This window comes from Paraburkholderia xenovorans LB400 (assembly GCF_000013645.1).
GTDB classification, from domain to species: domain Bacteria; phylum Pseudomonadota; class Gammaproteobacteria; order Burkholderiales; family Burkholderiaceae; genus Paraburkholderia; species Paraburkholderia xenovorans.
This window is the reverse complement of the sequence record NC_007951.1, coordinates 60,190-84,076: the sequence shown is the minus strand read 5'-3', so window position 1 is coordinate 84,076 and position 23,887 is coordinate 60,190. Positions and strand designations below refer to the sequence as shown.

Annotated in this window: 22 protein-coding genes and 1 tRNA gene; 7 read left to right on the top strand and 16 right to left on the bottom strand. The window is 64.6% G+C overall.

Annotated elements, in window-relative coordinates; genetic code table 11:
* Positions 1-3: 3 nt before the first annotated feature.
* Both gatA and gatC read right to left on the bottom strand, forming a co-directional pair.
* Entirely contained in the window at positions 4-1,491 is a 1,488-nt protein-coding gene (gene gatA / locus BXE_RS00330; RefSeq protein ID WP_011486460.1) for an Asp-tRNA(Asn)/Glu-tRNA(Gln) amidotransferase subunit GatA, read from the bottom strand.
* Between the two features lie 193 nt (positions 1,492-1,684).
* The gene (gene gatC, locus BXE_RS00325; protein ID WP_007179698.1) at positions 1,685-1,984 is read right to left on the bottom strand and encodes an Asp-tRNA(Asn)/Glu-tRNA(Gln) amidotransferase subunit GatC; all 300 of its coding nucleotides are present in this window, start codon (positions 1,982-1,984) and stop codon (positions 1,685-1,687) included.
* Positions 1,985-2,363: 379 nt separating this feature from the next.
* Here gatC and BXE_RS00320 point away from each other — a divergent pair, with 379 nt between their 5' ends.
* From BXE_RS00320 to rodA, 5 genes are all read left to right on the top strand, one after another.
* Positions 2,364-3,407 carry a rod shape-determining protein gene (locus BXE_RS00320; RefSeq protein ID WP_004189550.1) on the top strand — a complete coding sequence of 348 codons (1,044 nt, stop codon included), beginning with the start codon at positions 2,364-2,366 and terminating at the stop codon, positions 3,405-3,407.
* 153 nt (positions 3,408-3,560) lie between these two features.
* Positions 3,561-4,670 (top strand): rod shape-determining protein MreC, encoded by a 1,110-nt coding sequence (gene mreC / locus BXE_RS00315; RefSeq protein ID WP_011486459.1) that lies wholly within the window; start codon positions 3,561-3,563, stop codon positions 4,668-4,670.
* A complete protein-coding gene (gene mreD, locus BXE_RS00310) occupies positions 4,667-5,179 on the top strand; it encodes a rod shape-determining protein MreD (protein WP_011486458.1) in 513 nt (170 codons plus the stop codon). Before mreC ends, mreD begins: the two co-directional genes overlap by 4 nt.
* A 141-nt stretch (positions 5,180-5,320) precedes the next feature.
* Positions 5,321-7,624, top strand: a complete 2,304-nt coding sequence (mrdA, locus tag BXE_RS00305; RefSeq protein WP_011486457.1) for a penicillin-binding protein 2 — start codon at positions 5,321-5,323, stop codon at positions 7,622-7,624.
* A gap of 10 nt (positions 7,625-7,634) precedes the next feature.
* Positions 7,635-8,783 carry a rod shape-determining protein RodA gene (gene rodA, locus BXE_RS00300; RefSeq protein ID WP_011486456.1) on the top strand — a complete coding sequence of 383 codons (1,149 nt, stop codon included), beginning with the start codon at positions 7,635-7,637 and terminating at the stop codon, positions 8,781-8,783.
* A gap of 99 nt (positions 8,784-8,882) precedes the next feature.
* On the opposite strand, the gene BXE_RS00295 is transcribed toward rodA, so the two are convergent.
* The 14 genes from BXE_RS00295 to def form a co-directional block, all read right to left on the bottom strand.
* Positions 8,883-9,584 (bottom strand): tetratricopeptide repeat protein, encoded by a 702-nt coding sequence (locus BXE_RS00295; RefSeq protein ID WP_011486455.1) that lies wholly within the window; start codon positions 9,582-9,584, stop codon positions 8,883-8,885.
* Complete coding sequence (locus BXE_RS00290) at positions 9,581-10,363, bottom strand: HpcH/HpaI aldolase family protein (protein WP_011486454.1); 783 nt, start codon at positions 10,361-10,363, stop codon at positions 9,581-9,583. The genes BXE_RS00295 and BXE_RS00290 overlap by 4 nt, the downstream gene beginning before the upstream one ends.
* A 257-nt stretch (positions 10,364-10,620) precedes the next feature.
* Positions 10,621-11,067: a 6-carboxytetrahydropterin synthase QueD gene (gene queD / locus BXE_RS00285; RefSeq protein ID WP_011486453.1), complete on the bottom strand. Its 447-nt coding sequence runs from the start codon at positions 11,065-11,067 to the stop codon at positions 10,621-10,623.
* A 6-nt stretch (positions 11,068-11,073) separates the two neighbouring features.
* Positions 11,074-11,706: a 7-carboxy-7-deazaguanine synthase gene (gene queE, locus BXE_RS00280; protein ID WP_011486452.1), complete on the bottom strand. Its 633-nt coding sequence runs from the start codon at positions 11,704-11,706 to the stop codon at positions 11,074-11,076.
* Positions 11,707-11,779: 73 nt separating this feature from the next.
* On the bottom strand, positions 11,780-12,511 hold the full coding sequence (gene queC / locus BXE_RS00275; RefSeq protein WP_038457106.1) for a 7-cyano-7-deazaguanine synthase QueC: 732 nt from the start codon (positions 12,509-12,511) through the stop codon (positions 11,780-11,782).
* Between the two features lie 388 nt (positions 12,512-12,899).
* Positions 12,900-12,975: transfer RNA gene (locus BXE_RS00270), tRNA-Phe, on the bottom strand.
* Between the two features lie 118 nt (positions 12,976-13,093).
* Positions 13,094-13,783: a response regulator transcription factor EsaR gene (gene esaR / locus BXE_RS00265; protein ID WP_011486449.1), complete on the bottom strand. Its 690-nt coding sequence runs from the start codon at positions 13,781-13,783 to the stop codon at positions 13,094-13,096.
* Positions 13,784-16,198 carry a sensor histidine kinase gene (locus BXE_RS00260; RefSeq protein ID WP_038457109.1) on the bottom strand — a complete coding sequence of 805 codons (2,415 nt, stop codon included), beginning with the start codon at positions 16,196-16,198 and terminating at the stop codon, positions 13,784-13,786.
* The gene (locus BXE_RS00255; RefSeq protein ID WP_011486447.1) at positions 16,188-16,787 is read right to left on the bottom strand and encodes a DUF4390 domain-containing protein; all 600 of its coding nucleotides are present in this window, start codon (positions 16,785-16,787) and stop codon (positions 16,188-16,190) included. Before BXE_RS00255 ends, BXE_RS00260 begins: the two co-directional genes overlap by 11 nt.
* Positions 16,784-18,223: a 16S rRNA (cytosine(967)-C(5))-methyltransferase RsmB gene (rsmB, locus tag BXE_RS00250; RefSeq protein ID WP_038457111.1), complete on the bottom strand. Its 1,440-nt coding sequence runs from the start codon at positions 18,221-18,223 to the stop codon at positions 16,784-16,786. The genes BXE_RS00255 and rsmB overlap by 4 nt, the downstream gene beginning before the upstream one ends.
* Positions 18,224-18,540: 317 nt before the next feature.
* Positions 18,541-19,398, bottom strand: coding sequence for a zinc metalloprotease HtpX (gene htpX / locus BXE_RS00245; RefSeq protein ID WP_007179712.1), 858 nt, complete (start codon positions 19,396-19,398; stop codon positions 18,541-18,543).
* A 104-nt stretch (positions 19,399-19,502) separates the two neighbouring features.
* Positions 19,503-20,144, bottom strand: coding sequence for a LysE family translocator (locus BXE_RS00240; protein ID WP_011486444.1), 642 nt, complete (start codon positions 20,142-20,144; stop codon positions 19,503-19,505).
* 113 nt (positions 20,145-20,257) lie between these two features.
* Entirely contained in the window at positions 20,258-21,244 is a 987-nt protein-coding gene (gene fmt, locus BXE_RS00235; RefSeq protein ID WP_011486443.1) for a methionyl-tRNA formyltransferase, read from the bottom strand.
* A 31-nt stretch (positions 21,245-21,275) separates the two neighbouring features.
* The gene (gene def, locus BXE_RS00230; protein ID WP_011486442.1) at positions 21,276-21,779 is read right to left on the bottom strand and encodes a peptide deformylase; all 504 of its coding nucleotides are present in this window, start codon (positions 21,777-21,779) and stop codon (positions 21,276-21,278) included.
* Between the two features lie 244 nt (positions 21,780-22,023).
* On the opposite strand from def, the gene dprA reads away from it, so the two are divergent.
* Both dprA and BXE_RS00220 read left to right on the top strand, forming a co-directional pair.
* The gene (gene dprA / locus BXE_RS00225; protein ID WP_011486441.1) at positions 22,024-23,289 is read left to right on the top strand and encodes a DNA-processing protein DprA; all 1,266 of its coding nucleotides are present in this window, start codon (positions 22,024-22,026) and stop codon (positions 23,287-23,289) included.
* Positions 23,290-23,378: 89 nt separating this feature from the next.
* Positions 23,379-23,756 carry a thioredoxin family protein gene (locus BXE_RS00220; RefSeq protein ID WP_011486440.1) on the top strand — a complete coding sequence of 126 codons (378 nt, stop codon included), beginning with the start codon at positions 23,379-23,381 and terminating at the stop codon, positions 23,754-23,756.
* The last annotated feature ends 131 nt before the right edge of the window (positions 23,757-23,887 follow it).

The window sequence follows — 23,887 nt, the reverse complement described above, 5'->3', positions numbered from 1 at the left end:
TGCTCACACTCCTGCCGGTGCTTTGCGGTGCCAGTCGGTCGCGCGCTGGAACGCGTCGGCCACCTGCAGCATCCGGGCTTCATTGAAATAGTTGCCGATGATCTGCAGACCTACCGGACGCTGCGCATTCGCGCCCGCGCCGAAGCCGCACGGCACGCTCATGCCCGGCAAACCGGCGAGGCTCACCGACAGCGTATAGATGTCGGCCAGATACATCTGCACCGGATCGTCGCCCTTCGCGCCGAGATCCCACGCCACCGTTGGCGCGACCGGCCCCATGATCACGTCGCACTGTCTGAACGCTTCCTGGAAGTCCTGCGCGATAATGCGGCGGATCTTCTGCGCCTGCAGGTAGTACGCGTCGTAATAGCCGTGCGACAGCACGTAGGCGCCGACCAGAATGCGGCGCTTCACTTCCGGGCCGAAACCTTCGGCGCGCGACTTCTTGTACATGTCGAGCAGATCGCGATACTCCGCGGCGCGATGGCCGAAGCGCACGCCGTCGAAACGCGACAGGTTCGACGAAGCCTCCGCCGGCGCGATCACGTAGTACACCGGGATCGACAACTCCGTTTTCGGCAGCGAAACCTCGACCAGCGTGGCGCCGAGCGCTTCGTATTGCTTGAGCGCGGCGTCGATCGAGGCACGCACGTCGTCGGCGAGACCGGCGCCGAAATACTCTTTCGGCAGGCCGATGCGCAGGCCGGCGAGCGGTTTGCCGGCGCCGTCTTCTTTCCACGGCTGGCCGAGGTAGCGCGTGTAGTCTTCGTCGTCACGCACGAGGCTGGTCGAATCACGCCCGTCGAAACCGGCCATTGCGTTGAGCAGCGTGGCGCAATCCGCGGCGCTTCGCGCCATCGGCCCGCCCTGATCCAGCGACGAGGCGAACGCGATCATGCCGTAACGCGACACGCGGCCATACGTGGGTTTGATGCCGGTGATGCCGGAAAACGACGCCGGCTGACGGATCGAACCGCCGGTATCCGTGCCGGTTGCAGCGGGCGCGAGGCGCGCGGCCACGGCCGCCGCCGAACCGCCCGACGAACCGCCCGGCACGGCCTTGACGTCCCACGGATTCTGCACGGGACCAAAGTACGAATTCTCGTTGGACGAGCCCATTGCGAACTCGTCCATGTTGGTCTTGCCCACGCACACCATGCCGGCGTTCTGCAGACGCGCGACCACGGTCGCGTCGAACGGACTCTCGTAGTTGGACAGCATTTTCGAGCCGGCCGTGGAGCGCCAGCCTTTGGTGACGAACACGTCCTTGTGCGCGATCGGCAGGCCGACCAGCGGGCCGGCGTGGCCGGTATGGAGCAGCGCGTCCGCGGCTTTTGCCTGCGCGAGCGTCAGATCGGGGTCGACCTGGATGAATGCGTTCAGGCTGTTGGCCGCTTCGATCCGCTTCAGATAGAGCTGCGCCAGTTCGACTGCGGAGCATTCCCTCGCCGTCAAGGCGGCGCGCAGTTCGGTCAGACTTTTTTCATGCATTGCGTTTTATCCTGAAGAGCGCGGCAGCGCAGTCACGCTGCCGTGGAGGCATTCGGCTGCCCGCCGGCAAGCCGAGCCGAGAAAGCCGGAGACGACGGTCACGCGAGCGCCGGGGCCACGAGTCGATATGCCGCACGGCGGCAGGTCGAAGGAAAGCTGCCCCGCACTCCGCGCCGGGCCCGATGCGCGGGTATTACTCGATCACCTTCGGCACGAGGTACAGACCGTCCTGCACGGCCGGCGCCGGGCGCTGGAAAGCTTCGCGTTCGACCGTTTCGGTCACCGTGTCGTCGCGCAGACGCAGCGCGACGTCTTCGATCTGCTCGATCGGGTGGGCAAGCGGTGCGATGCCGGTGGTATCGACCGCCTGCATCTGCTCGACGAGGCCGAAAAAATCGTTGAGCTGAACGAGCGTGTGCTCAGCTTCGGCGTCGGCCAGTTCGAGCCGCGCAAGATGCGCGATACGTTTTACATCGGTCAGGGTCAGAGCCATGCAGTCACCGGAAAATGTGGTGGACCGCCGCAGCACACAAAAACAGCGCTGCGACAGCGGGTTACGACGCTGGAGGAAGCCCTCGAAAAAGGGGCCAGCGGCGGCAAAAAGTGCCGCCCGTTTCCTTCAAAACATCCAAAATTATAAGGTATCATTACGCGTTCGACCCAAACCCGGACCGACTTACCAAGGCCTTTCTGAACTATTCCCAAAGATCGTTCGGAATTTTCTGGCCTGGCTTTGCACCGGCCTCCGGTAGACTCCCTCGCAGCTTCAAGTTCCTGTGGCGCCGCTTCCGCCCGGTTGAAGCTGTTATTTTTTCCGCTGCCGCCCTGCGCATACGTTGCGAGGCCCGGCCCCAAGCGAGACAGGATTTTGAATGTTCGGTTTTTTGCGCAGCTACTTCTCCAACGATCTGGCCATTGACCTCGGCACGGCCAACACGCTCATCTACATGCGTGGCAAGGGCATCGTTCTTGATGAACCGTCGGTGGTCTCGATCCGTCAGGAAGGCGGTCCCAACGGCAAGAAAACCATTCAGGCAGTCGGCAAGGAAGCCAAGCAGATGCTCGGCAAGGTGCCGGGCAACATCGAGGCGATCCGCCCCATGAAAGACGGCGTGATCGCCGACTTCACCGTCACCGAGCAAATGATCAAGCAGTTCATCAAAACTGCTCACGAATCGCGCATGTTCTCGCCGTCGCCGCGCATCATCATCTGCGTGCCGTGCGGTTCGACCCAGGTCGAACGCCGCGCGATCAAGGAAGCCGCGCACGGCGCGGGCGCTTCGCAGGTCTACCTCATTGAAGAACCGATGGCGGCCGCCATCGGCGCCGGCCTGCCGGTGTCGGAAGCAACCGGCTCGATGGTCGTCGACATCGGCGGCGGCACGACCGAAGTCGGCGTGATCTCGCTCGGCGGCATCGTTTATAAAGGCTCGGTGCGCGTGGGCGGCGACAAGTTCGACGAAGCCATCGTCAACTACATCCGCCGCAACTACGGCATGCTGATCGGCGAGCAAACGGCCGAAGCCATCAAGAAGGAAATCGGCTCCGCCTTCCCGGGTTCCGAAGTCAAGGAAATGGAAGTGAAGGGCCGCAATCTGTCGGAAGGCATTCCGCGCAGCTTCACGATCTCCAGCAACGAAATTCTCGAAGCCCTCACCGATCCGCTGAACCAGATCGTGTCGTCGGTGAAGATCGCGCTCGAACAGACGCCGCCGGAACTCGGCGCGGACATCGCCGAGCGCGGCATGATGCTCACGGGCGGTGGCGCGCTGTTGCGCGATCTGGACCGCCTGCTCGCCGAAGAAACCGGCCTGCCGGTGCTCGTCGCCGAAGACCCGCTGACCTGCGTTGTGCGCGGCTCGGGCATGGCGCTCGAACGCATGGACAAGCTGGGCAGCATCTTCTCGTACGAGTAAGCGAGCCCGTCTCCATGTCAGTAGCGCGGATCTGGCAAACGGCCCCTTGCGGGCCGGTTTGCCGTTGGCTGGGCCTGCCAGCCTCCGCTTGCTGAACGCGCGCTCCTAGCGCGCCGCCGTCTCACCCAACCGCTCACGCCCCCGGCGCCGACCATGGAATACAGTCCGCCGCCCCTGTTCAAGCAAGGACCGTCCGCTCTCGCACGACTCGTGTTTTTCGTCGTGCTCGCGCTTGCCCTGCTGATCTCCGACGCCCGCTTCAAAACGCTCGAAATCGTGCGTGGCGTGCTCGGCGCGGGTCTTTATCCGTTGCAACGCGCGGCGCTCGTGCCACGCGACATGTTCGTGGGTGCGGCCGACCTGGCCGTGACCAGCGCCACGCTGCGCAGCGAAAACGACAAGCTGCGCGCCAAAGATCTGCAACTCTCGCAGCAAGCGAATACGGCCGCCGAACTGGCCGCCGAAAACGCGCATTTGCGGGCGCTGCTGCAACTGTCCCAGCGTTCCACCACGCAATCGCTGCCCGCCGAGATCCAGTACGACACGCGCGATCCTTTCACGCAGAAGGTGGTGATCGGCCGCGGCGCGCAGCAAGGCATCCAGAACGGTTCGCCGGTCGTCAACGAAGACGGCGTGATCGGCCAGGTGACACGCGTCTTCCCGCTGCAAGCCGAAGTCACGCTGCTCACGGACAAGGATCAGGCGGTGCCCGTGCAGGTCGTGCGCACCGGCTTGCGCAGCGTGATTTACGGCACGCCGAAGGGCGACACGCTCGATCTGCGCTTCGTGCCGATCAGCGCCGACATCCAGTCCGGCGACGAACTCGTCACGAGCGGACTCGACGGCGTGTATCCGCCGGGCCTGCCGGTTGCCAGGGTGGTGCGGGTCGACAAGCAGGCCGATACGGCGTTCGCGCGCGTGATCTGCCTGCCGGTCGCGCCGGTGCGCGGCGCGCGTCAGTTGCTGGTGCTGCATTACGTGAACAATGTGCCGCCGCGTCCCGCCGAAGAGCCCGACGCAGCCACGGCCGCAAAAGACGCGAAAGCGAAGAAGGGCGGCAAGCCCGCGGACGGCAAAGCCGCGGCGGACAAAGCTCCGGCAAAAGCGGGCGAAAAACCCGCAGCCGAGAAGCCCGCAACGGCCAGGCCCGCCGAAAAGGCGCCGGCCAAACCCGCAGCCGCGGAGAAGAAGTCCGCCGCCGAAAAGAAACCGGCCGCCGAGAAGAACGCGAAGCCGCAAGCCACGCCGGGGGCGCAGCCATGAACCGTCCGCAATACATTCTGCAGCCGGTCAATCCGTACTTCATTTCGTTCAGCCTCGCCGCGGCGTTCCTGCTGAACCTGATGCCGTGGGGGCGCCTTGTCGGCGTGCCGGACTTCGTGGCGCTCGTGCTGCTGTTCTGGAACGTGCACCAGCCGCGCAAGGTCGGCATGGGCATCGCGTTTTTGCTGGGTTTGCTGATGGACGTGCACAACGCCAGCCTGCTCGGCGAGCACGCACTGGCGTATACGTTGTTGTCGTACGGCGCGATTACCATCCACCGCCGCGTGCTGTGGATGTCGCTCGGCGTGCAGACCTTCGCGGTCATGCCGTTGCTGGTGGTCGCGCAACTGGTGCCGTTCGTGATCCGTCTGCTCACGGGCGCGGCGTTTCCAGGCTGGGGTTATCTGATCGACGGTTTCGTCGAAGCCGCGCTGTGGCCGATTGCCAGCATGCTGCTGCTGATGCCGCAGCGCCGCCCGGCCGATCCGGACGATACCCGGCCAATTTGATCACGCATCGGGCCCGCCGGCCGTTCTGATGGAACCCACGTTGCCGGCCCGCTCGACGCGCATCGCAGTTCATGCCTTCCGGTTCCGGCCGGAAAAGGCGCACACTCATCATGGCCGTCATCCGGCCTTTTGCAGAATCGCATGACCGAATTCAAGGACACCCAGCAACAGCTCTCGAAGTTCCGCCTGCGCGTCGCGGCGGCGGGTCTGTTCGTGTTCGTCTGCTTCGGGCTGATCGGCTTCCGGTTCCTGTTCCTGCAGGTCTGGCACTACAGCAAATACTCGCTGCAAGCCGATGAAAACCGCATTTCCGTCGCGCCGATCGTACCGAACCGCGGCATCATCACCGACCGCAACGGCGTGGTGCTGGCCAAGAACTACTCGGCCTACACGCTCGAAATTACGCCCTCGAAGCTGAACGACTCGCTCGAAAACGTGATCGACAACCTGGCCACCGTCGTCTCGATCGACGCGCGCGACCGCCGCCGCTTCAAGAAGCTGCAGGAAGACTCGAAGAACTTCGAGAGCCTGCCCATCCGCACCCGCCTGACCGACGACGAAGTCGCGCGCTTCACCGCGCAGCGCTTCCGTTTTCCCGGCGTGGAAGTGCGCGCGCGCCTGTTCCGCCAATATCCGCTCGGACCGACGGCGGCGCACGTGATCGGCTACATCGGCCGGATTTCGCAGCGCGATCAGGACCGTATCGACGACGCCAGCGACCAGAACGACAGCGATCCCGACCACTACGATCCGCGGCTGGACGCGAACAACTACAAGGGCACCGACTACATCGGCAAGATCGGCGTCGAGCAGAGTTACGAGACCGAACTGCACGGCCAGACCGGTTTCGAGGAAGTGGAAGTGACCGCCGGCGGCCGCCCGGTGCGCACCTTGTCGCGCACCCAGGCAACGCCGGGCAACAACCTCGTGCTGTCTTTGGATATCGGCTTGCAGCAGGTCGCCGAGCAGGCCTTCGCGGGACGGCGCGGCGCGCTGGTCGCCATCGAGCCATCGTCGGGCGACGTGCTCGCGTTCGTGTCCGCGCCGAGCTTCGATCCCAATTCGTTCGTCGACGGCATCGACCAGCAGACGTGGGACGATCTCAACAATTCGCCCGACCATCCGCTACTCAACCGGCCGCTGCACGGCACCTATCCGCCCGGCTCGACCTACAAGCCGTTCATGGCGCTCGCCGCGCTCACACTGCATAAGCGCACGCCGGGCTGGGGCTTCCAGGATCCGGGCTCGTACACCTTCGGCGGTCACACGTTCCGCAACGACGTGCGTTCGGGCCAGGGTTGGGTCGACATGAACCGCGCAATCGTGGTGTCGAACGACACGTATTTCTACATGCTCGCGCACGATCTCGGCGTCAACAATATTGCCAACTTCATGAAGCCGTGGGGTTTCGGCCAGATCACCGGCATCGACATTTCGGGCGAGGCGCGCGGCATCCTGCCGTCCACCGAATGGAAGCGCAAGGCGTACCGCAAGCCCGAACAGCAACGGTGGTATGAAGGCGAGACGATCAGTCTCGGCATCGGCCAGGGCTACAACTCGTTCACCATTCTCCAGCTTGCTCACGCCACGGCCACACTCGCGAACAACGGTGTCGTGATGAAGCCGCACCTCGTGCGCGACATCGAAAACCCGATCACCAAAGAGACCCGGCCGGTCGTGCGCGATCCGAGCGACAGGATCGCGGTGAAGCAATCGGATATCGACATCATCAAGCGCGCAATGGTAGGCGTCGTGACCAATGGCACGGCGTCGAAACTATTCGTCGGCGCGCCGTACCAGGCGGCCGGCAAGACCGGCACGGCGCAGGTCTACTCGCTGCAAGGCGCGAACTACAAGGGCCACGCGATCGCCGAACATCTGCGCGACCACGCGCTCTTCATCGCCTTCGCACCGGCCGAGCAGCCGAAGATCGCGCTCGCGCTGATCGTCGAAAACGGCGGCTGGGGTGCGGAAGCGGCGGGCCCGATCGCGCGGAAGGTGCTCGACTACTACCTCGTCGGCAAGAACAAACCGGGCGCTCAGGCGGCGGCCATCGAGGCAGCGGCATCGGCAACCGAAGACGCGTCCGCGCCCGAAGTCGGCGGCGCACCGGCGCCACAGGAGGCGGTGCAGCCGGTCAAGGTCGCTGCGGGCTTCACTGCCCTGCCGATTCCCGGTGCGGCTTCGGCCGCAGAGGCGGCCTCCGCTGCGGCGGCTGCCTCGGCGGCGAGCGCGGCATCGGCCTCGGCATCTGCTGCCGCGTCGGCGCCCGTGGCCGCCTCCACGTCCGCTGCCGCAAAGAATCCGACGCCGCGTAAATCCGGCGCCCCGCATAAACCCCGTCCGGCCAGCGAGCCGGCGCCGAGCGCCGCGGCACCGTCGCGCGATGACGGTATTCAGGCCACGTCGCCACGCCAGCCGGTTTCCGGCGGCATCGACGAGTAAGGAGAAAGGCATGCAATTCGACAAGCGCGCCTGGCTCGATCGCATCAAGCGGATGTTCGCGGGCTTCGACCGTCCGCTCGCACTGATCGTGTTTCTGCTTTTGTGCGTCGGCATCGTCACGCTGTACAGCGCGAGTCTGGACGTCCCCGGCCGCGTGGAAGACCAGTTGCGCAACATCATGCTGACGTTCGTGCTGATGTGGGCGCTCGCCAATGTTCCGCCCACCACGCTGATGCGCTTCGCGGTCCCGCTCTACACATTCGGGATTGCGTTGCTGGTCGCGGTGGCGCTATTCGGCCTCACGCGCAAGGGCGCGAAGCGCTGGATCAATGTCGGCGTGGTGATCCAGCCGTCTGAAATCCTGAAGATCGCCACGCCGCTGATGCTTGCGTGGTACTACCAGCGCCGCGAAGGCGTGATGCGCTGGTACGATTTTCTGGTCGGTCTGCTAATTCTCGCAGTGCCGGTCGGCCTGATCGCCAAACAACCCGACCTCGGTACGGCGGTGCTGGTGTTCGCGGCCGGCTTCTTCGTGATTTACTTCGCGGGTCTGAGTTTCAAGCTGATCGTGCCGGTGCTGATTGCAGGCGTGATCGCGGTCGGCTCCATCGCCGCCTTCCAGGACAAGATCTGTCAGCCCGAAGTGCAATGGCCGCTGATGCACGACTATCAGAAGCACCGTATCTGCACGCTGCTCGATCCGACCTCCGACCCGCTCGGCAAGGGCTTCCACACCATCCAGGCCGTCATTGCGATCGGCTCGGGTGGTGCGTTCGGCAAAGGCTGGCTGAAGGGCACGCAGGCGCATCTGGAGTTCATCCCCGAAAAGCACACCGACTTCATCTTCGCGGTGTTCTCCGAAGAGTTCGGACTGGCGGGCGGCATCGTGCTGCTCACGCTGTACATGCTGCTGATCGCGCGCGGGCTGTATATCGCGGCCAATGGCGCGACGCTATTCGGACGCCTGCTGGCCGGCTCGCTGACAATGGCGTTCTTCACCTACGCATTCGTGAATATCGGCATGGTGAGCGGCATCCTGCCGGTGGTCGGCGTGCCGTTGCCGTTCATGAGCTATGGCGGCACGGCGCTGACCACGTTGGGGGTTGCCATCGGCCTCATCATGAGCATCGCGCGGCAGAAGCGGTTGATGCAGAGCTAGCAAGTGCGGTGGGCATGTTGCAGAGCGCGAACATGGCCCGAAACATCGCTACACAAGCCGAAGGGGGCGCACCATCATCACGGAGCGCCCCCTGTTCATTTACTGCGGCTTCACTTCCTTCTGATCGCGCAACTGCGCGCTGAGCTGCTGATACTTGAGTCGCGCCGCCGGATCGCCCTGCGCCGCCGCCGCGGCGTAATAGGCGCGCGCCACGTTGAGATTCCTGTCCACGCCGTCGCCGCCGCGCTCGTAGAACGAGCCGGTCACATATTGCGCGGTCATGTCGCCGCCTTGCGCCGCCTTCTTGTACCAGACGAACGCCTGCCTGTTGTCGCGTTCGGTGCCGCGCCCGTCGAGGAACTGATTGGCCAGCGCCAACTCCGCCTGCACATGCCCTTGCTGGGCCGCCTTCAGAAACCAGCGGTGCGCCTCCACCGGATCGCGCCCGACGAACTCGCCATCGTCGTACATCTTGCCGTACACGTATTGTGCGTGCGACATGTTGGCGTCCGCAGCCTTGCGCAGCCACTTCTTGCCTTCATCGACATTGGCCGGGGTGCCTTCGCCGTTGAGCAGCATCATCGCGTAGTTGAACTCGGCAAGCCGGCTGCCGCGCTCGGCGGCCTTGCGAAACTCGGCCAGCGCCGCGCCGAGATTGCCGGCGTTGTAGTCGGCGACGGCGGTTTGCGTCTCCGGATCGTCCGACTTCGCGACGCGGTCCTGCGCATACGCCGCCACATTCGCCATCAACGCCGCCGTGAGCGCCAGACGCACCACGACGCACTGCACCATCCCCTTCATGACCTCACCTCCTGCAACGCCTGGCGAGTCGCGCGCAACATCCACATGACGTCGGCGGCCAGAGCGATAAAACGAAAACCGGCGTCGCGATGCTGCTTTGCGCTCGCGACGTCCATAGCAAAAATCCCGGCGGCAATGCCCGCCTTGTCCGCGGCGCTGACGATGCGCGCCATCGCGGCCTGCACGTCGGCGTGCTTCGAATCGCCGAGATGACCGAGGCTCGCGGCGAGGTCGGCCGGTCCGACGAACAGGCAATCGACACCCGGCGTCGCCGCGATCTTTTCGACTTCCTGCAAGCCGCGCGCCGATTCGATCTGCACGATGGTCGCAATCTGCGCGTTGGCGGTCTGCACGTAATCGCGCCGCATGCCGTAGGCCGCGGCCCGCACCACGCCGGCAACGCCGCGCTCGCCGTCGAGCGCGCCGGCGGTCGGATACTGCGTGAGACGCACGGCGCGCGCCGCTTCGTCCGCGGACTCGATATTCGGGAACATCAGCGTACGCGCGCCGGCATCCAGCACGCGCTTGACGAGCCATGCCTCGTTGGCCGGCACGCGCACCACCGGTTCGCTCGGCAGATGCGCGGCGGCGATCGCGCGCAATTGCGAGGCGACGTCGCCGCTATCGTTCGGCGCGTGCTCCATGTCGATCAGCAGCCAGTCGTAACCGGCGTGCGCGAGCGCTTCGGCCGCGGCATCGCTGCCGAGCGAGAGCCACAGGCCGAACAGCGGCCCGGTTTCCTTGAGGCGCTGCTTGAGGGGATTGGTCAGGCTGCTCATCGCCGCGCTCCGCAGCGGCGATGACATGCGCCGCCCGAACCGCAACGTGCAATGCCGGCGTGACGGGCTAGAGAAAGAGAAAGACAATGGCTCAGGCCGTGGTGGCCTGGATGCCTGCTGCGACGCAATGCGGTGACCGGCATGTCTCGCTCCGTGTGGTTATCGGAGCGATCATACCGTGACAATAACGCGAGGGTTGGCGCGCCACCCGACGCGACTTCCTGCGGGAATGCGGCGGGAATGCGGCGGCGCCGAGTCTAGTCGCGGATCACGTCGGCCCAGCAATTCGGCGTCTCGTACAGACGCAGCTTGTGCAAACGGAGATTCACGCCGTAGTGGGCATCGTAGACGTTCGCGAGAATGCCGAACGCGACGGCGGCCAGATTTTCGACGGTGGGAATGCGATCGAGCACGACCGTCTTGTGCCCGGCCATCGTTTCAAGGAAACCGCGCACCTGCGTGTCGCCTTCATAGACCAGAAACGCATGATCCCACTTGTCGACCAGATGCTCGACGGCGAGCGACTTCACGTCGGCGAAGTCCATCACCATGCCGCGGTCGGGCGCGCCTTCGGTGTCGACCAGATCGCCTTGCAGCGTGATTTCGAGCACATAGCGATGACCGTGCAGATTACGGCACTGGCTGCGGTGATCGGGAATGCGGTGACCCGCGTCGAATTCGAGTTTTCGTGTAATCGTCAGCACGGCAAATCAGGGAATGTTCAGATACTTGTGGGTCTGCATCGACAGGCGCCATTGCGGATGGCGTTTGCACCAGTCGATCGCGAGCCTGGTGTTGATCTCGCGCGAAGGGCCGTCCATGGGCTGGACGAGGAAATACTCGAAGTCGAGCTTCGCATACTCGGACAGGCGCTGGTTGTCCTGCGGGATCACGACCTTCAGTTCGTTGCCTTTGGTCACGACGAGCGGCGCGTCGGCCTTCGGGCTCACGCAGATCCAGTCAATCGTTTCGAGCACCGGCAGCGAGCCGTTGGTTTCGATAGCGATTTCAAAGCCGGCGGCATGCAGCGCGTCGACGAGCGGCTGGTCGATCTGCAGCATCGGCTCGCCGCCCGTGCACACCACGAAGCGCTCGCCCTCGCCTTGCGGCCATTGCGACGCGATCATCCGCACCAGATCTTCAGCCGTGCGGTACTTACCGCCGTTCTCGCCATCGGTGCCGACGAAATCCGTATCGCAGAAGCGACACACCGCCTCCGCACGATCTTCCTCGCGGCCCGACCACAGGTTGCAGCCGGCGAACCGGCAGAAGACGGCCGGACGCCCGGCATTCGCGCCCTCGCCCTGCAACGTGTAGAAGATTTCCTTGACCGCGTAAGTCATGCTGCTTTCTGCCTTTGTTCCTGAAATAGTTGCCTGAGCCGTGTGTGCCCTAGCTGCGCCGGTGCGGGAAACGTCAGACCGGCTCCGTGACGTTCTCGCCGGCCAGATACGCTTCGTAGCCGCGCTTGCGCAGGCGGCAGGCCGGACATTCGCCACAACCGAAGCCCCACGCGTGCAGTTCCGCGCGCTCGCCGAGGTAGCACGTATGGGTCTCGACGCGCACCAGTTCGACCAGTTCAGCGCCGCCGAGCTCGTGCGCGAGGCGCCAGGTGTCGGCCTTGTCGAGCCACATCAGCGGTGTTTCGAGCAGGAAGCGCGTGTCCATGCCGAGGTTCAGCGCGACCTGCAACGCCTTCATGGTGTCGTCGCGGCAATCGGGATAGCCCGAGAAATCCGTCTCGCACATGCCGCCCACCAGCACCTGCAAACCACGCCGGTAGGCAATCGCCGCGGCGATGGTCATGAACATCAGATTGCGGCCCGGCACGAACGTGTTCGGCAAACCGTTGGCCGTGGCTTCGATCTCGATCTCGCGCGTCATGGCCGTGTCGCTGATCGCGCCGAGCACCGACAGATCGATCATATGGTCTTCGCCGAGACGGTCTGCCCATGCGGGGAACGCGCGCACGACGGCATTGCGGAACCCCTCGCGGCATTCCAGTTCGACGCGGTGCCTCTGACCGTAATCAAAGCCCAAGGTCTCGACCGTTTCATAACGTTCGAGCGCCCAGGCGAGGCACGTGGCAGAATCCTGGCCGCCGGAAAACAGCACCAGAGCGCTACGTTTAGCGTCTTTGCGGATCACCGTGAAACTCCGTGAATGAAGAGTGCCACGTCGCGCTGCGCGAGGTGCGCCATGCAAGCAACGCGGCGCGACGCGTGCCGGCACTGCTGCCGGCCCAAAGCAGTATAGGCCGCGCCTTGCGCATGCAGAGTCGCTGGGCGCTTATACCGTTAATCGTCGGGCGAGGGTTCGGTGCTGGTGGCGGCGTTGCCGCGCGGCACTCAGGCGACGCACTCACGTGCAAGTCCTTGAACTGGCGCGATTTTATCATGCTGCGCCGAACCCCGCCGGCTGCCCCTCGCCGCGCGGCGCACACGAGCCGAAGCAATGGACGCCCGCCATGCCCATCACAATAGGGACGCACAAAGGAAAAGCCCCAGGAATCTTGCGATTTCCTGGGGCTGAATCCTGGTGGCCTGGGACGGAATCGAACCATCGACACGCGGATTTTCAATCCGCTGCTCTACCAACTGAGCTACCGGGCCAACGAAGAACGAAATAATATCAAAGGGTCTGCAGTGGGGCAAGCCCCTTGTCGAAAAAATGTGTGAGCATGGAATCTGCAAGCGGAGCGCCGGACCTCACTTGCGCCGGTCACGGGCCTCACTCACCTTTGTTTTTGCCGAGATCGACGCCCAGTTGTTTGAGCTTGCGATACAGGTGCGTGCGCTCCAGGCCGGTCTTCTCCGCCACGCGCGTCATGCTGCCGTTCTCACGCGCGAGGTGATATTCGAAGTACGCGCGTTCGAACGCATCGCGCGCGTCGCGCAGCGGTATATCGAACGAGATCGAGGCAGTTTGCGCAGCCAGCGCGCCGCTGCCGAGGCCGTCGGTGGAAAGCATCGGCAAGGCCGCCGCCGAAGCCACCGCCGAGGCGCTCACCGGCGACACCGGCTTGGCCGCCGCGCCGCCCGGCGCACCCGCCGCGTTGCCGCGCGCGAGGCCCTGCTCGACGGCCTTCAGCAGCTTCTGCAAGGCAATCGGCTTTTCCAGGAAATTGAGCGCGCCGATCTTGGTTGCTTCAACCGCCGTATCGATCGTCGCGTGGCCGGACATCATGATCACCGGCATGGTGAGTTGCCCTTGGGCCGCCCATTCCTTGAGCAAGGTCACGCCGTCGGTGTCGGGCATCCAGATGTCGAGCAGCACCAGGTCGGGCGCCTGGCGCAAACGGAACTCGCGCGCTTCCTGCGCGTTTTCCGCGGCCTCCACGACATGCCCTTCGTCGCTCAGGATCTCCGAGAGCAATTCCCGGATGCCCATTTCATCATCTACCACCAGGATGGTTGCCATTTACGCTGCCCTTGTCTGCACTGTTGCTTTTGTCTTTCCCTGCGACGCACCGCCGTGCGCCGGACGCGGCCCTGTTCCAGGTGTCGCGGCATCGTCTGCCAGTTGAAGGAAGAGGATCGAGATCTGCGCGCCCTCGATGACATCGCCCGCTTTCATACGATTGCGGATGTCGATGCGCGCGCCGTGTTCGTCGACGATCTTCTTGACCATCGCAAGACCCAGGCCCGTACCTTTGGCCTTGGTCGTCACGTAAGGTTCGAATGCACGAGTGAGGATACGCGCGGAGAAGCCCGGCCCGTTGTCCGACACCGTCAGACGCACCGCGACGCGTACTTTGCCTTCCGCGTCGGGGTCTCCGTATTCTACTGTCCTCGTCTCGAGCAACACACGCGGATGCTCGAGGTCCGCTACCGCATCCTGCGCGTTCTGCAGCAGGTTGTGAATCACCTGACGCAATTGCGTCGCGTCGCCGCGAATGGCCGGCAACGCAGCGAGCTCGACCTGGATCGCGCCTTTGCCTTCTTCGATACCGTACAGCGTGAGCACTTCGCTGACCAGATCATTCAGTTGCAGATGCGCGAGCACCGCCGGCGGCGTGCGCGCATAGTCGCGGAAATTATCGACCATCTGCTTCATGGCGGCGACCTGGTTGACGATCGTGGTCGCGCCGCGCTTCAGCACATCGGCGTCGGATGGCGACAGCTTGTCGGCGAGCTTCATCTGCAAACGCTCGGCGGAAAGCTGGATCGGCGTGAGCGGATTCTTGATCTCGTGCGCGAGCCGCCGCGCGACCTCGCCCCATGCGATCGATCGCTGCGCGGAGATCACGTCCGAAATATCGTCGAACACCACCACGTAGCCGGACGTCTGCATGTCTTCCGCATCGCGATCCGTTGCCGAGACGAGCCGCGCGCCGCGCACGAGCAAGGTGAGCGGCTCGGTTTCGCCCGGCACCTGCACCGAAAACTGCTGCTGCCAGTGGCCGCGATCGTCGTGACCATCGCCGCTCGCCGCTTCGCGATCGGCAAAAGCCTTGCGGACCATGCCGCCGAATTCGCTCAGCACGCCGATCTGATCCAGCGCCGAACCCATCACGGCCTGGAACGGCTGACGGAAAATCCGTTCGGCGCCGCGATTCGCCGTGGTCAACCTGAACTGCCGGTCGAATACGAACACGCCCGCGGTCAGGTTCGCGAGAATGCTTTCCAGATACGCCTTCGAATGTTCGAGCGCGATGCGGTTGTTCTCGACGGCCGCGCGCGCTTCGGACAACTGCCGTGTCATCGCGTTGAACGACTGCGTGAGAAAGCCCAGTTCGTCGCGCGATTTGATTTCGCGCTTCGGCGTGTAGTCGCCTTCCGTGATTTCCTTGGTGCCTTGCGCGAGCAGGAACAACGGCCGCGCCAGCTGATTGCCGAGCGCGAGCGCCAGCATCATCGCGATGAAGGTGGCGAGGAACAGCGCAAGCGTCAGCGTGCCAATGTACATCTTGCGCAGACCCGTGCGGCCGAGCGCCTTCTCCTGGTACTCGCGATACGCGCGCTGCACCGCATCGGCGTTGCGCGCGAGCGAGGGCGACACCGGCTGCGTGAGTTGCAGGAAGCGTTCGGTGGGCTGCAGCAGCGATGCGTTCGAGTCGGGAATGCGCTGCACCACGCGCAGACGCAGCACGCCCTTGCTGCCATGCGCGTGAGGATCGCCGTCCACTTCGCCTTCGATCGCCGCATAGCCGCGGCCGCGCGCCTGATCGATCATCAGCGGCGTGGGCAGGTCGTTCGGCACGAGCGTCGCGTAGTTGCCGGATGCCTGCGCGACCACGTGCATATCGGGCGTCGCACCCGACATGCTGCGCGTGGGTTCGACGATCGTCGCATCCTGCACGCCGAACTGATCGCGCAGACGCAGCAGCGTGAGCGTGGTGCCGGCGGCGTCCGCGCTCGCGAGCTGCTCGGACATCAAACGGCCCTTGGTCTGCAGATCGGACAGCGACGCGTCGAGCATGCCGCGCCCGAGATTCAGGCCGGACGTGAGCGCGGTTTCGACATTCACGTCGAACCACGACTCGATGCTGCGCGACACGAACTGGTATGACACGACGTAGATGATCCCGCCCGGCACGACACCGACCAGCGCCATGAAGAACGCAAGTTTCGCGAGGAGCCGCGTGCCGAACTTACCCTTTCTCAGCCGCGCGATGATGATGATGACGAGCGTCGCCACCACCAGCAAAAAGATCATCGCGACCGCGAGATTGGCCGCATAGAGCCACTGGTAATAGCGGTCGAAGAATTCGGTGTTCGCGCTGGCGGCGGCCAGCAGCACGAGCAGCAACACGGCCGTGACCGCGACCGTGGACACCAGCACGCGCACGACGATGCTGCTGACACTGGTGGCGGAGCGCACTTTATTTAGCACGTTCGGTCACCGTAAAGGTAAAGCGCTTCCATTCGGATGCGAGATTCCAGTCGCGGTTGTTCACCGCGTCGATCTGAAACGGCTTGGGCATCAGCGCGATGTCGAGCTGCATACGCACCGATGCGGTGTAGTTCTCCCCGGCGTGCACGTCATTGCGGTCTATCACATGCCACGACGTGATGTGCTTGATGACCGCGAGCGCATCCTTGAGCGTGGTGAAGCCGAGCTGCAAACCGCCGGACGACACGCTCGACACGCGGTACTCACGCGTAAGCGGCTGGAACGACAGGCGGATGCTTTGCGACACGCTCACCGGCTGCTCGTCGAACCAGTACCAGCGCGGCCGGCTCAATTCGAAGTCGGTCGTGAAATAGAGCGGGATGCCTTTATTGACCGCGTCTTCGAGATTGCTGTTCAGGTCGAAGTCGAAACGCGCGTCGAGGTTCCAGCCGGTGTTGTCGGCTTGCAGCGACGCACGCTGCACCGCGATCGAGTCAGCATGCGCCACGCCCGGCGCCGCCAGCCATACGGCCAGCGCGATCCAGAGCACGGCAGCGAGCCGAAGCGGGAAGAAGCGTTTAATGGTCACCGTTTCTGGAAGCGCGCGTAGAAGAATCCGTCGTGGTCTGAGTTCGCGCCGGCGCTGTCTTCAGCGGATTGTCCGGCATGGGAACCGGCCGATGCGTCGGCGGGCGCGCGAGCGACTGAAGGCAACAGCTGCCCCGGCGCGTCCAATCGTACCGCATCCTGATACTTGTTTCCAAACCACTGCGCCTGCAACTCGCCTTCTTCGGGAAAGATCGAACACGTAACGTAGAGCAACTCGCCGCCTGGTTTCACGAGCGGCCACAGCGCGTCGAGAATGCGGCGCTGCTCGGCGACCAGCGCGGGAATGTCGGACGCGCGGCGCAGCCAGCGAATGTCCGGATGGCGCCGCACGATGCCCGACGCCGAACACGGCACGTCGGCGAGAATGCGGTCGAATGGCTGGTCGATGTCGTCGTGCCATTTCGCGGGCGTGCCGGCGTCGCCGATCCGCACTTCCGCTTCGAGCTTGAGGCGCTGCAGGTTCTCGCCGATCCGGCGCGCACGCGAGGCGTCGCTTTCGAGCGCGACGAGCTGAAGATTGGCCAGTTCGAGCAGATGGCCGGTCTTGCCGCCGGGCGCGGCGCAGGCGTCGAGCACGCGCATACCGTCGTGCACGCCGAGCAGTTGCGCGGCGAGTTGCGCGCCGGCGTCCTGCACCGAAACGACACCGTCGGTGAAGCCCGGAATGCGGTCAACGGGCATCGGCGTGGCGAGCTTGACGGCGTAGTCTCCCGCCTTGCTTGCGGCAATGTGCTGGTTCTGCAGCAGTTGCAGGTAGGCGTCCACAGTCGAACGGCGCGCGTTCACGCGCAGCGTCAGCGGACCTTGCGTGTTGCCGGCGGCGAGCACCGACTGCCATGCGTCGGGCCATGCGCGCTTCACCGCATCGATCCACCAGGCGGGGTAGTTCCAGCGCGCCACTTCGTCGGCTTGCGCGGCGCTCAACAGCGTCTCGCGCTCACGCAGGAAAGTGCGCAGCACGGCATTGACGAGCCCCTTGGCAAAAGCGAATTCACGACGCGCGGCGATCGCGCTCACCGCCTGATCGACCACCGTGAACGGCGCGTAGGCTGCGTTCGCTTCGTCGTCGACAAGCAAGGCCAGCGAACAGGCGAGCACATGACCGACGTGCGGCGGCGGCGCCTTTTTCACCAGCTTCGCGATCAGCCACTCGGCGGTCGCCAGACGCCGCATGGTGCGGTACGCGATGTCCTGCACCGCGCCGCGCGCGGCCGCGACGCTACCCTCGGGCGCGGACACGAAGACGGATTGCAGCGCGGCCGGCAACGCTGCGCCGAGACGCACTGCGCCGACAGCCTGGCCCGCGCAGTCGAGCGCGAAGCCGAGCGACTCGGGCGCGAGATGCAGCATCGACAAACGGGATTCGCGCGGACGCGCCGGTGCGGAAGCAGTGCGCGAAGAAGGCTTTATGGTCATGAAGAAGGCTAAGGCGGGCCGCGCGGAGCGCGCGACGCAATCAGCACACATTGTAGCGTGGCGCGGTGCGCGGACCGCCGCGGCCAGCCGGCAGCGGCCGGAGTTGGCTTTTGCACGTGCACGGCGCGCAGGAAAGGCTGGAGTTCGAGCGCGGGTTCGGCCCTGCGCCGGGCACCCTCAACCGTCGTGAATGCAATTGATGATCAGGTGATCCGGCAGCAGCGCCGCCGCTCGTTCGTTTTCCCTTTGCGTTCCGCATAAAAAGGCGAGCCCTCGGACTCGCCTTCCTGAACGCCGCGCGCGGTGTTGTCGCGGCGTTATTCGAAGCGCCCCGTGCGCGCCATTTCCATCAAACGTGCGATGCGTTCCTCGGTAGCCGGGTGCGTGGAGAACAGATTCGCGATGCCGCCGCCCGCCAACGGATTCATGATCATCATTTGCGCGGTGGCCGGATGCTGCTCGGCGGTGGGAAACGGAATCCCGCTCGCGTAACGGTGGATCTTGTCGAGCGCCGAAGCGAGCGCCTGCGGGTCGCCGGAAATCTGTGCGCCGCCGCGGTCGGCTTCGAATTCACGTGCCCGCGAAATCGCCATCTGAATCAGCGCACCGGCGATCGGCGCCAGCAGCGCGACCGCAATGCTCGCGATCGGGTTCGTGGGCCGACCGTTTTCGTCGCGCCCGCCGAAGAACATCGCGAAGTTCGCCAGCGCGGAAATGGCGCCGGCCATCGTGGCCGAGACGGTTGAAATCAGAATGTCGCGATGCTTCACGTGCGCGAGTTCATGCGCCATCACGCCGCGCATTTCGCGCTCGGACAGCACACGCAGAATGCCGGTGGTGGCGGCGACCGCCGCATGCTCCGGATTGCGGCCGGTGGCGAACGCGTTCGGCGCATCTTCATTGATCAGGTACACGCGCGGCATGGGCAGGCCGGCGCGCGTGGAAAGCTCGCGCACCATGCGATAGAACTGCGGCGCGCTGGTTTCGTCGACCTCCTGCGCGTTGTACATGCGCAGCACCATCTTGTCCGAGAACCAGTACGAAAAGAAATTCATTCCAAGGGCGATCACGAGCGCGATCGTCATGCCGCGCGACCCGCCGATCATCCCGCCGATCACGATGAAAAGGGCCGTGATCGCGGCCATCAACATCGCGGTTTTGACCCAATTGAACATGTCTGCAACTCCTTGCCCTAACGCGGGGTTCATATCTGCACCGCGTGATCGCGGCGCCTGATTGTAAGCGAAACGTTAGATATGGGCGCGCGAGGAAAATTCAATCATCTCGACGCGGTGGCTAGCTTGATGCCCAAGCCGACAAACGCGCCGCCAACGCCGCGGTCGAGCCACTGCTTCACCAGCGGCCGCCCGGAGAAGCGCCGCGTCACACTGCCGGCGACCCACGCCACAAGGCTGTTCCACAGCGTGCTCATCACGACGAACACGGCGCCCAGCGTGAGGAAGGCGAGCGCTTTGTGGTCGCTGCCGAGCGCCACGAATTGCGGAAAGAACGACACGAAAAACAGCACCACCTTGGGATTCAGCACGTTGGTCCAGAAGCCTTGCAGGAAAAGCTGCCGCAACGACTTGGGCGCGCCGGCCGCGCGCGCTTCGCCCGCCGCCTGATCGGCGGCCGGTTTGGCGAAAATCAGCCGCACACCAAGATAGATCAGATAAATAGCGCCGGCGAACTTGATGACGGTAAATGCCGCGGCCGACGCTGCCAGCAGCGCCGTCAAGCCGAACGCGCAGGCGAGCGAGTGAACGCAGCAGCCCGCGGAGATGCCGAGCGCCGACATCAGACCCGCGCCGCGGCCTTGAGCGACGCTACGCCCAACGATATAAGCCGTATCGGGACCCGGCGTCACGTTCAGAAGAAAGACCGCGACGACGAAAAATTCGAAATGGGTGATGCCGAACATGAGAATCCTTGAAATGCGGGATGTTGCAGGGAGGATTCTAACGCGCGGCCGGCTTGTCCAGCGGGGCTCGAACATCGGCCGAACGGACGATGTTCAGGCCATGCGCAAGCGTGTTACTTTGCTTCGGGAAGTTGAAAGCGTTGTCCCACGGCCAGCGTCGAACCGGCCAGGAATTCGCGCACCGGCAGGCGCTTGCCGCCGGGTTTCTGCAATTGCGTGAGACGCAGCGCGCCTTCGCCGCAAGCCACGACCACGCCTTCGGGCGTGACCTCGGCGATCGTGCCAGGTGCGCCGCCAGCTTTTGTATCGGCGGGAATCGCGGCCCAGATCTTGATCGACGTGCCGTCTTCCAGCGTGCCGACGCCGCCGGGGAACGGGTCGAACGCACGCACCTGGCGCGCGAGCACGGCCGCCGGGCGGCGCCAGTCGAGCGCGGCTTCGTGCTTGCCGATCTTTTCCGCGTAGGTGACGCCTTCCGCAGGTTGGGGCGTTGCCGCCAGCCTGCCGGTGCGCTCCAGTTCGACCAGCGCCTCGACGATCAGCTTCGCGCCGTCTTGCGCGAGACGGTCGTGCAGCGTGGCCGTGGTGTCGTCGCCGGAAATCGCCGTGCGTGTTTCGGAGATCATGGCGCCGGTGTCGAGACCAACGTCCATCTGCATCAGCGTGATGCCGGTTTCGGCGTCGCCCGCTTCGATCGCACGATGGATCGGCGCCGCGCCACGCCAGCGCGGCAATAACGACGCGTGAATGTTGATGCAGCCGAGCGGCGGAATATCGAGCACTTCCTGCGGCAGGATCAGACCGTAAGCAGCCACCACCATGACGTCGTGCGGCGTGGCGCGCAGTTGCCCGATCGCGGCGGCGGCTTGCTCAGGATACTTGCCGGCGCGACGCAGCGAAGGCGGCTGGGCGACGGCGAGCCCATGTTCCTGCGCATAGCGCTTGACCGGGCTCGCCTGCAGTTTCATGCCGCGCCCGGCGGGCCGGTCCGGCTGGGTGAGCACGAGCGGCACCGGAAAACCTGCACCGTGGATCGCGGCCAGTGCGGCCGCGGCGAACTCCGGCGTACCGGCAAAGATGACGCGCAACGAATGACTCATGAACGGGGGCGGTAGGCGAGGTGAACGCGCATTACATTGCGTGGGCGAGCTTCTTCATCTTGCTCTTGATGCGCGTCTGCTTGAGCGACGACAGATACTCGACGAACACGCGGCCCATCAGGTGATCCATTTCGTGCTGGATGCACACCGCAAGCAGGCCTTCACAGTCCATCTCGAAGGTTTCGCCCTTCTCGTTGAGCGCCCGCACGCGCACTTTCTCCGCGCGCTCGACATTGTCGTAAATGCCCGGCACCGAGAGACACCCCTCTTCGGACAGCTTTCTTTCGTCGCTCGACCAGATGATTTCCGGATTGATGAAGGTAAGCAATTCGTTATGGTCGTCCGACACGTCGATCACGATCACACGCTCATGCACGTCCACCTGGGTCGCCGCGAGGCCGACGCCGGGCGCGGCGTACATGGTCTCGGCCATATCCTTGACGAGGCGGCGGATGCGGTCGTTGACCGCTTCGACCGGCTTCGCAATCTTGTGCAGCCGTTTGTCCGGGTAATTGATGATGTTCAGTAAAGCCATGATTTCGAGTGTGATTTTCAGGCGCCGCTGACCGGTGGAAGGCTCGCGTTGGCCATTCGGCCAGGTTGTGGGTTCGTCGCGTTGCGCACAGGATAGATGGTGTCGAACCGGTTCGATTCAACGCGCTACATGCGCTAGACGACGAGCCCGCGCGGGTGGGCGCGGCGCTGCAGTTATTTCGGATGATGAAAATTTTAGCATGGCGCCCGCCTGCCCGCTGGCCCAGTAGGAGGATCGACACGCAATGCGCACCTTGCCTGCAACCGACATTGAACTCGCCGCGTGGCTGCGCCTTTCACTCGCACCGGGGCTGAAACCCGCGGCACTGCGCCTGCTGCTGTGCGCTTTTGGACTGCCTGAAGCGATCTTCGATCAGGCGCCCGAGGCACTCGCCGCGATTGCCGGCGAGGCTGCGGCACGCGCGGCGCTGGCGCCGACCGGCCCCGAATTCGACGCCCAGCTCGACGCGGTGATTGCGTGGCGCGAGCAACCCGGCAATCAGATCGTCACGCTCGACGACCCCGCTTACCCGCCGGCACTGCTGACCATGCCCGATCCCCCGCCCCTGCTATATATAAAGGGCCGGTTGAATCTGCTGCATACGCGAGCGGTCGCCCTCGTGGGCAGCCGCAGCGCTACACCGCAAGGTGTCGAAGACGCGGAGCGCTTCGCACGGGAGCTCTCGGTGGCCGGTGTCACCGTCATCTCGGGGCTCGCGCTCGGCATCGACGGCGCCGCGCATCGGGGCGGACTGGAGGGCGTCGGCAGCACCGTCGCCGTGATCGGCACGGGCGCGGACCTCGTGTACCCGTCGGCGCATCACGCGCTGGCGCGGCAGATCGCGGTACAGGGCGCGATCCTCTCCGAATGGCCGCTCGGCACGCCCGCGCGCGCCGCCAATTTCCCGCAGCGTAATCGGCTGATCGCCGGGCTCGTCAGCGGCGTGGTGATCGTCGAAGCGGCGATGCGCTCTGGCTCGCTGATCACGGCGCGGCTCGCCAACGAGATGGGGCGCGATGTTTTTGCGTTGCCCGGCTCGATTCACGCGCCGCTGTCGCGCGGGTGTCACCGGATCATCAAACAAGGCGCGAAGCTGGTGGAAACGCCGGACGAGGTGCTGGAGGAACTGGGCTTCACGCGACGGGAAGCACCGCGGGCGGCTTCGGGTCCGGCGCACGCCATTCTCTGGAACGATGCCGGTTCAGGGAAGGCGCCAGCGGTCAATGGCGCGACAACGGTTCGGCCGAAACCGGCAACGGCGCAGACGGCAGAGACATCTGCCGCCGACTCAGCAACAGCCCCGAACCCCGCGCCGGCCCACCGACCGGTCGATCCCGAAGCCGAACGCCTCCTCACCGCACTCGGCCATTCACCCACCACGCTTGAAATTCTCGCTACCCGCACCGAGATGGAGGACGCGACGCTGCAAAGCACCTTGTTGCAACTCGAACTTGCCGGCCAGGTCACCGTGCTGCCCGGCGGCCGCTTCATGCGGGCGAGCCACGGCTAACCCCGCATTGACCAGGTTCGGCGACCATTCGCGATCGGCCATGCTACATTCGCGCCAAAGCACCTGACAAAAGTACGCAAGGAACCACCATGCCCGCGCTGAATCTCGACACCGACCAAGACCGGATCGCCGAGCGCGTCAACGAAGCCGAGACGCTATTCGTTGCCTGCCTGTGCGCGCAATGGTGCGGAACCTGCCGTGAGTACCGGGACGCGTTCGACAAACTGGCCGACCGGCACCCGGAAATCTGTTTCGCATGGATCGACATTGAAACTCATGCGGACCGATTCGACGATCTGGATGTGGAGAATTTTCCGACCATACTGATCGAAGATTCGGTTACGACGCGGTTTTTTGGCACCGTGCTGCCGCATGCGGCGATTGTGGAACGGATGTTGTCTGATCTGACGGCCCTGCCCGGCGTCAGCGGCGCGCCCAAACTGCGGCCCGCGCTAGCCACGGCGTGATTGCGCCGCCGGCCTGCGAGCCGGGCGGCCCGGGCGTTGCGGACGGCGCACAAGGCGTTCGCCGCCGCTTGCCCGATGCCTGAGCACGCAATTATCATGGCGCGCTTTATGGCACTTGACACGCCGGTTTC